Annotated in this window: 10 protein-coding genes and 1 pseudogene; 8 read left to right on the forward strand and 3 right to left on the reverse strand. The window is 65.8% G+C overall.

The genetic code is table 11. The features are described from left to right. Window positions 1-134 precede the first annotated feature (134 nt). The 8 genes from AC0L3K_RS39435 to AC0L3K_RS39470 all read left to right on the forward strand — a co-directional run bounded on the left by AC0L3K_RS39435 (window position 135) and on the right by AC0L3K_RS39470 (window position 6,657). Window positions 135-797: an amino acid ABC transporter permease gene (locus AC0L3K_RS39435; RefSeq protein WP_354126963.1), complete on the forward strand. Its 663-nt coding sequence runs from the start codon at window positions 135-137 to the stop codon at window positions 795-797. Beyond that, window positions 794-1,591 (forward strand): amino acid ABC transporter ATP-binding protein, encoded by a 798-nt coding sequence (locus tag AC0L3K_RS39440; protein WP_354126964.1) that lies wholly within the window; start codon window positions 794-796, stop codon window positions 1,589-1,591. Before AC0L3K_RS39435 ends, AC0L3K_RS39440 begins: the two co-directional genes overlap by 4 nt. Further along, a complete protein-coding gene (locus tag AC0L3K_RS39445) occupies window positions 1,591-2,346 on the forward strand; it encodes an SDR family NAD(P)-dependent oxidoreductase (protein ID WP_007597709.1) in 756 nt (251 codons plus the stop codon). Before AC0L3K_RS39440 ends, AC0L3K_RS39445 begins: the two co-directional genes overlap by 1 nt. Beyond that, window positions 2,343-3,470 (forward strand): muconate cycloisomerase family protein, encoded by a 1,128-nt coding sequence (locus AC0L3K_RS39450; RefSeq protein WP_354200014.1) that lies wholly within the window; start codon window positions 2,343-2,345, stop codon window positions 3,468-3,470. Before AC0L3K_RS39445 ends, AC0L3K_RS39450 begins: the two co-directional genes overlap by 4 nt. A gap of 278 nt (window positions 3,471-3,748) precedes the next feature. Then, window positions 3,749-4,168, forward strand: coding sequence for an HIT domain-containing protein (locus tag AC0L3K_RS39455; protein ID WP_219682994.1), 420 nt, complete (start codon window positions 3,749-3,751; stop codon window positions 4,166-4,168). Between the two features lie 11 nt (window positions 4,169-4,179). Beyond that, complete coding sequence (nudC, locus tag AC0L3K_RS39460) at window positions 4,180-5,118, forward strand: NAD(+) diphosphatase (protein ID WP_354200015.1); 939 nt, start codon at window positions 4,180-4,182, stop codon at window positions 5,116-5,118. Between the two features lie 8 nt (window positions 5,119-5,126). Continuing rightward, entirely contained in the window at window positions 5,127-6,080 is a 954-nt protein-coding gene (locus tag AC0L3K_RS39465) for a sugar kinase (protein ID WP_354200016.1), read from the forward strand. Between the two features lie 67 nt (window positions 6,081-6,147). Further along, window positions 6,148-6,657 (forward strand): Lrp/AsnC family transcriptional regulator, encoded by a 510-nt coding sequence (locus AC0L3K_RS39470; RefSeq protein ID WP_354126968.1) that lies wholly within the window; start codon window positions 6,148-6,150, stop codon window positions 6,655-6,657. Window positions 6,658-6,801: 144 nt separating this feature from the next. Here the strand turns inward: AC0L3K_RS39470 and AC0L3K_RS39475 are convergent, their stop codons facing one another. The 3 genes and pseudogenes from AC0L3K_RS39475 to hrpB form a co-directional block, all read right to left on the reverse strand. Next, window positions 6,802-8,301: a phosphomannomutase/phosphoglucomutase gene (locus AC0L3K_RS39475; protein WP_219682996.1), complete on the reverse strand. Its 1,500-nt coding sequence runs from the start codon at window positions 8,299-8,301 to the stop codon at window positions 6,802-6,804. Window positions 8,302-8,490: 189 nt separating this feature from the next. Next, window positions 8,491-9,000, reverse strand: a complete 510-nt coding sequence (locus AC0L3K_RS39480; protein ID WP_354200017.1) for a TIGR02281 family clan AA aspartic protease — start codon at window positions 8,998-9,000, stop codon at window positions 8,491-8,493. A gap of 257 nt (window positions 9,001-9,257) precedes the next feature. Beyond that, window positions 9,258-11,546, reverse strand: a pseudogene (gene hrpB, locus AC0L3K_RS39485) (ATP-dependent helicase HrpB); the annotation flags it as partial. Window positions 11,547-11,661 lie beyond the last annotated feature (115 nt).

An 11,661-nucleotide genomic window follows, 5' to 3' on the forward strand; every position in this document is an offset into this window, starting at 1 on the left:
CCCAGATCCTCTTCAGATGTCTCTTAGAGAATCGCAGATTCGCGATTTACGCAAAGCCCTCGCAAGCGGGAGAGGTGCACCGAGCATGCGGCTCGACTGTCTTCAATTCGCGCGCGACTGAGGTCCAAGATAATATGTATCAGTGGGATTTCGGCATCCTCTGGAGCTATCGCTGGCTCTTTCTCAACGGGCTCGGCGTCACCGTTGGCTTCACGTTGGTCATCGTTGTGCTCGGCCTCGTCTTCGGCCTGTTCGGCGCGTTCGGGACCCTGTCGCGCTTTCGCGCGGTGCGCCTTCTCGCGCTCACCTTCATCGAGGCGTTCCGCTGCACGCCGATCCTGGTGCAGCTGATCTGGTTCTATTACGCGCTGCCGATCCTGGCCGGCGTCGAGATGACGCCGATCACGGCCTCGGCGCTGGCGCTCTCGCTCTATGGCGGTTCGTTCTATTCGGAGATCATCCGCGGCGGCATCATCTCGATCGATCGCGGCCAGTCCGAAGCCGGCGCCGCGCTCGGCATGACCCCAGGCCAGAGCATGCGGCGCATCGTGCTGCCGCAGGCGATCAAGCGCATGATCCCGGCGCTGATGAACCAGTCGATCATCCAGTTCAAGAACACCTCGCTGGTCTCGGTGCTGGCGGTGCCCGACCTGGTCTATCAGAGCCAGGTCGCCGCCCATGACAGCTACCGTCCGCTGGAGACCTACACCGCCGTCGCGGTTGCCTATGCGGCGATCCTGATTCCCCTGACCATCATGGTCCGGCGCGGCGAGAAGCGACTGGCGGTCGGCGAATGAGCGACACCTCTTCCAAGATCGAGATCCGGGCGCTGCGCAAGAGCTTTGGCAGCAACGAAGTCCTGAAGAACATCAGCCTCGATGTCCCCAAGGGCGGCGTCGTCGCGCTGATCGGCCCGTCCGGCTCCGGCAAATCGACGCTGCTCCGCTGCATCAACCTCCTGGTGACGCCCGACGGCGGTAGCGTCCGCGTTGGCGACACGAGCTTTTCGTTCGGACAAGGCACAAAGCTGCCCGACGTGAAGACGCTGGCAGGATTCCGCGCCACCACCGGCATGGTGTTCCAGCATTTCAACCTGTTCCCGCACATGACGACGCTCCAGAATGTGATGGAGGGACCGGTCACGGTGCGGCGCATGGCCAGGGCGGACGCCGAGAAACTCGCACGAGCGCAACTCGTCAAGGTGGGCCTTGCAGAGAAGGCCGACCAATATCCGGCAACGCTCTCCGGCGGACAGAAGCAGCGCGTCGCGATTGCCCGGGCGCTTGCCATGGAGCCGGACGTGATGCTGTTCGACGAAGCCACCTCCGCACTCGATCCCGAGCTTGTCGGCGAGGTGCTCGCCGTGATCCAGCAGCTGGCGTCGGAGGGCATGACCATGGTGATCGTGACCCACGAGATCGCCTTTGCCCGCGAAGTCGCCGACCGTCTGATCTTCATGCGCGACGGCGTCGTGATCGAGGAAGGCCCGGCGCGGCAGGTGATCGACAATCCAAGAGAAGCTGCGACCCGCGCCTTCCTTAGCCATTTCCACCGCACCGGCGCATTGCCGCCGGCCACAACGGCATCGTGATGTCCGATATCAACCGCGTCTATCTCGTCACCGGCGCCGCCAGCGGCATCGGCCGCGCCACCGCAAGACTGCTCGCAACGCCCGGCACGGCGCTGCTGCTCCACACGCGCTCGAACGCAGAGGGTCTCGACGTCACGGCCGCGGAAGCCGAAGCGCAAGGTGCGATCGTCGCAAAATGCCTCGGCGATCTCGCCGAGGAGGCCGCGGTCACCGACGCCCTCGCCGCTACGCAAAGCGCCTTCGGCCGGCTCGACGGATTGATCCTGGTCGGCGGCCATGCCCGCCGCGGGAGCGCCATCGGTACGCCGGCGGATCAGTTCCGCAAGGCGATGGATGAATCGGCGCTGGCGTTCACGCGGTTGGTGGACGCCGCGCTCCCGCTGCTGCGTGCGGGACGAGATGCGCGGATCGTGGCAGTGTCGTCGTTCGTGGCGCACGCGATCCGGCCGGAGTTCGCACCCTTTGCAGCGACGGCCGCGAGCCGCTCCGCGCTCGAAGCGCTGGTGCGCCTCACCGCAGTCGAGCTCGCCGGGGAGGGCATCACCGTCAACGCCGTCGCGCCGGGCCTGATCATCAAGGACAAGCCCAGCGAAAGCCGGCTGTCACCCGAGCAGATCGCGGCGACCGAAGCACTGATCCCGATGAATCGCCGCGGGCGGCCGGAGGAAGTGGCCGAGATCATCGCCTTTCTGGCCTCCCCAAAAGCATCCTACGTCACCGGCCAGGTCTGGCACGTCAATGGAGGCCTGACATGACCGAAGCGACCGTCGCACGTCTCAGGCTGTTCCTGATCGAGAGCCCGATCAAGATGGCGCGCCTCCAGGGCGTCGGCAACGTCAAGGGCACGGTGAAACGCGTGCTGCTCGAACTGACGTCGAGCGACGGCGTGATAGGCTGGGGCGAGGCGGCACCGTGGGAAGTGTTCACGGGAACGCCGGAAGCGGCCTTCGCCGCGCTCGACATCTATTTGCGGCCGATCGTGATGGGCAAGTCGGTGCGTCGCATCCGCGCGCTGATGGCCGAGCTCGATCGTGCCTTGGTCGGACATGCCGAAGCCAAGGTCGCGATCGAAATGGCGCTGCTCGACATCGTCGGCAAGTCCTCGGGACTTTCGGTCGCTGACCTGCTCGGCGGCCGCGTGCGGGACACGATCCCGCTGTCGTTCTCCATCGCCGATCCGGATTTCACTGCCGATCTCGAACGCATGCGGAAGATGGTTCCGGACGGGAACGTCATCTACAAGGTCAAGACCGGCGTGAAGCCGCATCGCGAAGACCTCGATCATCTCGCGGCGATCCGGAAAGAATTCGGCGACAAGGTCGACCTTCGCGTCGATTACAACCAGGCCTTAGCGCCGTTCGGCGCCATCAAGATCCTGCGCGACATCGAGCAGTTCGCGCCGACCTTTATCGAGCAGCCGGTGCCGCGCAAATATCTCGACGTGATGGCGCAGCTCACCGCGGCGCTGGAAACGCCCGTGCTCGCCGACGAAAGCTGTTTCGACCGCCGCGACATGATGGAGGTGGTGCGCCGCGAGGCGGCTGATGCCGTCTCGATCAAGCTGATGAAGGCCGGCGGCCTGTTCGAGGCGCAGGCGATCATGGCGATCGCCGACATCGCCGGCCTGCCCGGCTATGGCGGCACACTGTGGGAGGGCGGCATCGGGCTCGCCGCCGGCACGCAGCTGATCGCGGCGACGCCGGGAATCTCGCTCGGCTGCGAATTCTACATGCCGCACCATGTGCTGACCGAGGACGTGCTGGAAGAGCGCGTCGCCAATCGCGGCGGCCACGTCGTGGTGCCCGACGGCCCGGGCCTCGGCATCCGCGTCAGCGAAGCCTCGGTCCGCGCCAATGCGCGAGTGCTGGCGGAGGCGTAAAAGCACGCCCCCACCGTCGTCCTGGCGAAAGCCAGGACCCATTACCCCAAGGAGAAGTTTGTGGCACGAAGTCGGTAAACCCCAAATCTTCGCCAAGCCCAATCCTGTGGTAATGGGTCCTGGATCTGCGCTGCTCTTGTCCAGGACGACGATCGCGTATGCGGCCCCTGCGGAGCGCCATCCTTCCCCTATCGGAATCGCTGTCGTATGGTCGGAGCAAATATTCAGGGGTTCCGCCCCGCCATGCCCGATTCCCGTCGGGCCATCCGGAAATCTTCATGCCCGAACCCGCCTGGTCGCTGCACTCCCGCCTGAAAGAGGACACCATCGACATCGGCGATTTGCCGCTGTCCAAGGTATTGGTCATCAAGGACGCGCATTATCCCTGGCTGCTGCTGGTGCCGCGGCGCGCGGATACGGTCGAGATCATCGACCTCGACGAGGTGCAGCAGGCGCAATTGATGACCGAGATCTCCCGCGTCTCGCGCGCGCTGAAGGAGATCACCCAATGCGACAAGCTCAACATCGCGGCACTGGGCAACCTCGTGCCCCAGCTTCACGTCCACATCATCGCGCGCCGAACCAGTGACGCCGCCTGGCCGCGGCCGGTCTGGGGCGTGATGCAGCCCTTGGCGCACGACGCCACCGAGGTGCAGACTTTCATCAGCGCGCTTCGCCGCAAGATCTGGTTGGGTTGAAAGAACAAGAAATGTCAGCATTCGACTCGTTTCCGCTGGGGCAGCCGGCCTTCGTCACCAACATTCTCGACCGCGCCGCGCATCTGCGCCGCGACGACGAAAGGCTGTTCGCGATGGAGCAGACGCCGTCGTCGCGCGCCTATGTGGTCTACCGCGACTCGCTGCTGGTGAAGCGCGAAGGCGACAAGGTGCGCGCACTGCTCGGAATCGACGAGGCGCTGAAATGCGGCGCCAATCCCGGCACGATCTTCTTAGGCTTACGCGACGGCGCCGCGATGTTCGGCATGGGCCTCTCGCAGGCCGCGTCCGAGAAGCTGATCGGGCGCGAGGACTACGCGCTGAGCGAGCTGCGCGGCATGGCGATGCAGGGCGCGGTGCCGCCGCAGGAGCTGTCGGCGATCGCGATGGCGAAGTCGATGGTGAGCTGGCATCAGCGCCATGGTTATTGCGCCAATTGCGGCACGCGCAGCGCGATGAAGGAAGGCGGCTGGAAGCGGGAGTGCCCGAGCTGCAAGGCCGAGCATTTCCCGCGCACCGATCCCGTCGTGATCATGCACGTCGCCTCCGGCGAAAGGTGCCTGCTCGGCCGCCAGAAGCAGTTTCCGCCCGGCATGTATTCGTGCCTCGCCGGCTTCGTCGAGGCCGCCGAAACCATCGAGGACGCGGTACGCCGCGAGATCCTCGAAGAATCCGGAATCCGCTGCACCGACGTGCAGTATTACATGACCCAGCCCTGGCCCTATCCGTCGTCGCTCATGATCGGCTGCAGCGCGCGGGCCGTGAGCGAGGACATCGTCGTCGATCATTCCGAGCTGGAGGATGCGCGCTGGTTCACGCGCGAGGAGGCCGCCCTGATGCTGACGCGGACCCATCCCGACGGGCTCGCCGGTCCGCACCCGTTCGCCATCGCCCATCACTTGCTCGGCCGCTGGGTGCACGACAAGAGCTGAGACCGCCGATGGCGCACTCTGTGATCGCGCCGCGCATCCTCTGCATCGGCATTCCCGTGCGCGACCTGACCTTTCGTGTCGAGGCAGTGCCCGCGCGCGGCAGCAAGGCCAACGCCACGCACCTTGCGGAGATCTGCGGCGGCAATGCGCTCAATGCCGCGATCGCTATCGCGCGGCTTGGTGGCCGCGTCGCGTTCGCAGGTCCGATGGGCGATGCGCAGGAAACGTCGAGCGGCTTCATTCTCGAGCGCATGACATCCGAAAATATCGACACAAGCCATATTGTGCGCATACCTGATGCGACCACGCCCGTCTCTGCCATCATCATTGACGCGACGGGCGAGCGAACGCTCACGATCTATCGCGATCCGGCGCTGTGGACAGTCGAGCTGCCCGACGCCGACAAGCTGCTCGCCGATTGTCAGGCGGTCCTCGTCGAGAGCCGCTGCGCATCGTTCTGCACGGATCTCTGCACTGAGGCACGCCGGCGCGGCATTGTCGTCATCGTCGGCGTCGACCGCGCGATATCGTTGCAGGACGGACTGCTCACGGCCGCCTCGCACCTGCTGTTCGCCAGCGAACAGGTACAGGAGACAGCCGGCATCCCTGACGACGGCGAGGCGTTGCAGCGCCTGGCCGGACTCACGCCCGCCTTCCTCGCTGCCACCCGCGGCCCGCGTGGCACGATCTGGCTGAACGAGAGCGGCGAACTGGAGCAGACGCCGGCGGTTCCGGTTCAGGCCGTCGATACGCTCGGCGCCGGCGACGTCTTCCATGGCGCCTTCACGCTTCGCCTTGCCGAAGGCGGCGGCGTGCGGCAGGCGCTGCAATTCGCCGCGGCCGCCGCGGCGCTGAAATGCACCCGTCACGGCGGCGGCCTGGCCGCTCCGCAACGCGTTGAAGTTGAAGAGCTTTTGAACATGCCGCGCGGGACGACGCTCGGACGGATGCCGAGATTATAGACTTGCTATAGAAGGATTTTCTCTATATCAGGAAAAACGACCCTTGATATGGAACAAAGTTCTTCAAATGACCGATCTCGCCGTCCCGCTCCCCGAGACCAGCCGCCGCCTCGACGCCATCGACCGCAAGATTCTGATGGTGCTGCAGGATGATGCCTCCCTCTCCGTCGCCGAGATCGGCGACCGCGTCGGCCTGTCCTCGACCCCCTGCTGGAAGCGCATCCAGCGCCTGGAAGCCGACGGCGTGATCACCAAGCGGGTGGCGCTGGTCGACCAGAACAAGATCGGGCTCGGCATCTCGGTGTTCGTGTCGGTCGAGAGCTCCGACCATTCCGACGCCTGGCTCAAGAAGTTCGCCGAAGCCGTCAGCGCCATGCCCGAGGTGATGGAGTTCTATCGCATGGCCGGCGACGTCGACTACATGCTGCGCGTCGTCGTCGCCGACATGCAGGCCTATGACGTGTTCTACAAGAAGCTGATCAGCGCCGTGCCGCTGAAGAACGTCACCTCGCGCTTCGCGATGGAGAAGATCAAGTCAGTCACCGCGCTGCCGATCCCGGCTGTGGTGGCGGGTTAAGGCTCACCACACGCAAACTGTCATCGCCGGCTTGACCGGGCGATCCAGTATTCCAGAGACGACGATGGGGTACGGATGAGCCGCGGCGTACTGGATGCCCCGGTCAAGCCGGGGCATGACAGCAAGTGAGGCTAGCCTCGCACTTCAAATCTTCTGATTGTACTCGCCGACTTCGGGATGGGTGCGCAGCACGCTGTTCACCATCTCGAACATGTCGTGCATGCGCTGCTCGGAGACCGGGCTCTCGACCACGACGACGAGCTCGGGCTTGTTGGAGGAGGCCCGCACCAGACCCCAGCTGCCGTCCTCCACCGTGACGCGGACGCCGTTGACGGTGACGAGATCGCGGATCGATTGGTCGCCGATCTTGGCGCCCTTGGCCTGCAAGCCCTCGAAGTGCTTCACCACCTTGTCGATGACGCCGTACTTCACCTCGTCGCCGCAATGCGGCGACATCGTCGGCGACGACCAGGTCTTCGGCAGCGCGTTCTTGAGATCGGCCATCGACTTGCCGGGGGCACGATCGAGCATGTCGCAGATCGCGAGCGCCGAGACGAGACCGTCGTCATAGCCGCGTCCATACGGCTTGTTGAAGAAGAAGTGGCCGGACTTCTCGAAGCCGGCGAGCGCACCCGTCTCATGGGTGCGGCGCTTCATGTAGGAATGGCCGGTCTTCCAATAGGTGGTTTTTGCACCCTGCTTCTGCAACACCGGATCGGTGATGAACAGGCCGGTCGACTTCACGTCGACGATGAACTGCGCGTCCTTGTGGATCGCGGACATGTCGCGCGCCAGCATCACGCCGACCTTGTCGGCAAAGATCTCCTCGCCGGTGTTGTCGACCACGCCGCAGCGATCGCCGTCGCCGTCGAAGCCGAGGCCCACATCGGCCTTGTGCTGCAGCACCGCGTCGCGGATCGCATGCAGCATCTCCATGTCTTCGGGGTTCGGATTGTATTTCGGGAAGGTGTGGTCGAGCTCGGTGTCGAGCGGGATCACCTCGCAGCCGATCGCCTCCAGCACCTGCGGCGCGAACGCGCCGGCGGTGCCATTGCCGCAGGCCGCGACGACCTTGAGCTTGCGCTTGAGCTTCGGACGGCTGGTGAGATCGGCGATGTAGCGCGCCGGATAATTCTCGTGGAATTGATAGGAGCCGCCGGCCTTGTTCTTGAACTCGGCGCCCAGCACGATCTCCTTCAGTCGCGTCATCTCGTCCGGGCCGAAGGTCAGCGGGCGGTTGGCCCCCATCTTCACGCCGGTCCAGCCATTGTCGTTGTGCGAGGCCGTGACCATGGCGCAGCAGGGCACGTCGAGGTCGAACTGGGCGAAATAGGCCATCGGCGTCACCGCGAGCCCGATGTCGTGCACCTTGCAGCCTGCTGCCATCAGGCCGGAGATCAGCGCATATTTGATCGAGGCCGAATAGCCGCGGAAATCATGGCCGGTGACGATCTCCTGGCTGACGCCGAGCTCTGCGATCAGCGCGCCCAGCCCCATGCCGAGCGCCTGGATTCCCATCAGGTTGATTTCCTTCTGGAACAGCCAGCGCGCGTCGTATTCGCGAAAGCCCGTGGCCTTCACCATCGGCTCGGATTCGAAGGCATAGGTGTTGGGCAGCAACACGGATTTCGGCTTGGGGAACATGGAGACGGTCTCGTGAAAAAGAGCCAGACTTGATGCAGCCTTAGCGAATGCCGGGCTGCTGCGGAAGGCGGGAATGGCAGCTTATGGATGATAATTGCGGCAGTTTGGTAACGGGGAAATCTGGCCGCGAGAGCGGTCGGAATAGAGATTTTCTTGAAATATGCGGTCGCTGGAGCCTTTGGGAGACCCTTACTGCTCCAGCACCATCTGACCGTTGGCGTACTCAAAACGTTTGAGGCGGGAGAGGAAGGAGAGGCCGAGCAGGTTCTCGGACAGTGCCTCGTCGGGCAGCACCATGGCATCGACGTCGCGCACGATTAGGCCGCCGATATCGAGCATGGCGATGCGGGTGCGCGCGGCCTTGATGGTGCCGTTGGCGGTGGAGACGGTGGCTTTGTAATCGCTGCGCGAGGGACGCAGGCCGAAACGGGCGGCCGAGGTCTCGTTCAGCGCAACCACGGAGGCGCCGGTGTCGACCATGAAGCCGATGCGCTGGCCTTCGATCCGGCCTTCGGTCTGGAAGTGGCCGCGGCCGTCGCGAGGGATGTTGAGGCTACGGCCAGCGGCCGGCGCGATGGACGCGACTGCTACCGTGCGCGGCACCGACGTCGCCGAGGCGGAGCTCATCCTGTCCGCCATCTGCGCCATGAAGGTGCCGAGGCCGATCATGATCGCCGCGAAAATCATTATGTTACGCATCACACCAGTTCCGAGCCGGAAGGCTCGATTTCACCACGCGGCAGGCCTGTCCGCGAGCGACGCTGCGGCCAGAGCTGTGCTATTTTGACGAAAAGGATGAGCGGACGGTTAATGCGCCGGTGTCGCAGATACGGCATATCCTCATCCTGAGGAGCCCGCGAAGCGGGCGTCTCGAAGGATGGCCGCGGGTGAAAGGCGGGCCTACATGGTTCGAGACGCGCGTTCCGCGCTCCTCACCATGAGGGTCTTCTTGCGCCTCACGTGCCGCGCGGCTTGACCCGCCGGGTCGGCAGCGCATTCGCCGGATCTTCCGGCCAGGGATGGCGCGGGTAGCGGCCGCGCAAATCGGAGCGCACGGCGCTGTAGCTGCCGCGCCAGAAACCGGGGAGATCGCGTGTCACCTGCACTGGGCGCTGCGCCGGCGACAGCAGCTCCAGCACCAGCGGCACCTTGCCGGCGGCGATCGACGGATGAGTGTTGAGGCCGAACAATTCCTGGAGCCGCACCGCGATGGTCGGCCCCTGCTCGGCTTCATAGTCGATCGCGAGCACGCTGCCGGTCGGCGCCTCGAAATGCGTCGGCGCCGCGCGGTCGAGCCGCGCGCGCATCTCCCACGGCAACAATGTCATCAGCGCGTCGGAGAGTTCGCCGGCGGACATATCCTTCAGCGCGATCTTGTCGTAGAGCGCCGGCACCAGCCAATCGTCGCGCCGCGCGATCAATCCGTCGTCCGAGAGATCAGGCCAGCTGTCGCCCTCGGCCTTGCGCAAAAACATCACGCGATCGCGCCATTGTTTGGCTGCCTTCGACCAGGGCAGCCGGTCGAGGCCGGCGGCGATCAGCCCGTCCGCGAAGATGCGCGCAGTGTCCTCCGAGGGCGAGACGGCAAGCGTCGCCTCGGAGAGCGTGATCGCGTGCAGCGCGCGCTTGCGCCGCGCCCGCAACGCCATCGCGCCGCGATCGAACGATATCTCCTCGGCGGATTCGATGTGCTCGGCGAAATGCCGTTCGATCTCGTCCTGCGAGATTTGCGCGGCGAGCAGAATGCGCCCGCTCGCCGCCGTGCCGGTCATCTCGCCGATCGCGATATAGGGTGCACGGGCGAGCGAGGAGGTTTGATCCACGGCAGCACCCCGGCCGTTGGCGAGCACGAAGCTGCCATTGCCGCGGTTGCGCGCAACGCGATCCGGGAAGGCGTAGGCGAGCATCAGGCCGGTCGAGAGGCCGTCTTCGCCGGTCGCCGCCTTCTCCGACGCCGCCACCTGCGAGGCCCAGCGCCGCGCGAGGTCGCGCGCGCTTGCAGCACGCGGGGAACGGTCGCGGCGGAACTGGTCGCGCCGGTGCTCGAGATCGACGCTGTCGCCGCCGAGCCCGCGTTCGGTGATGATGGCGGCGATCTCGGCGCCGGCCTCGCCCTCGCCGGCACGATGCGAATCCACGATCATGCGGGCGAGCCGCGGCGGCAGCGCCAGCGCCCGCAGGCTCTTGCCCTCCGCGGTGATGCGGCCATCGGCATCGAGCGCGTTGAGCTCGCAGAGCAGGCTTTTTGCTTCCTTCCAGGCCGGCTGCGGCGGCGGGTCGAGAAACGACAGCGCGGCAGGGTCGGCGACGCCCCATTGCGCGAGATCGAGCACCAGCGAGGACAGATCGGCGCTGAGGATCTCGGGCTGGGTGTAGGCCGCGAGCGAGGCTGTCTGAGGTTCATCCCAGAGCCGGTAGCAGACACCGGGCTCGGTGCGGCCGGCGCGGCCGCGGCGCTGGTCAGCCGCCGCGCGCGAGACGCGCACGGTCTCGAGTCGGGTCAGGCCGATGTCGGGCTCGTAGCGCGGCACGCGGGCAAGGCCGGAATCGACCACGATGCGCACGCCCTCGATGGTGAGCGAGGTCTCCGCGATCGAGGTCGCCAGCACCACCTTGCGCGTGCCCTTGGGCGCCGGCGAGATAGCCCGATCCTGCACGGCGGCGTCGAGTGCGCCGAACAGCGGCACGATTTCGATCGAAGCGTCCTGCACGCGCTCGGCGAGGAGGTTCTGGGTGCGGCGGATTTCGGCGGCGCCCGGCAGGAACGCCAGCACCGAGCCGGCATCGGCCCGCAGCGCCGAGGCGATCGCATCCGCCATCTGCCGCTCCACCGGCGCGTCCGCCTTGCGACCGAGATAGCGCGTCTCGACCGGAAAGGCGCGGCCCTCGCTTTCGACGACGGGCGCTTCGCCGAGCAATTTTGCGACGCGGGCGCCATCGAGCGTTGCCGACATCACGAGGATGCGCAAATCCTCGCGCAGGCCGGTTTGCGCATCGCGCGCCAGCGCGAGGCCCATGTCGGCATCGAGCGAACGCTCGTGGAATTCGTCGAACAGGACGGCGGCGATGCCCGACAGCTCGGGATCGTCGAGGATCTGGCGGGTAAAGATGCCCTCCGTCACCACCTCGATGCGGGTCGCGCGCGAGATCTTCGAGCCGAAGCGGACGCGATAGCCGACAGTCTCCCCAGCGCGCTCGCCGAGCGATTTGGCCATGCGGTCGGCGCTGGCGCGGGCCCCGCGGCGCCCCCGGGGCCCCCCGCGGTCCCGCGCGCGCGGGCGCCCACGGCAGCCTGGTGCTCAATGCCTCGGGCGCCTTCACGTACGTGGTCAACGAGACGGATCCAGCCGTGCAGGCCTT

It is taken from the genome of Bradyrhizobium sp. MI1.10, assembly GCF_055811035.1.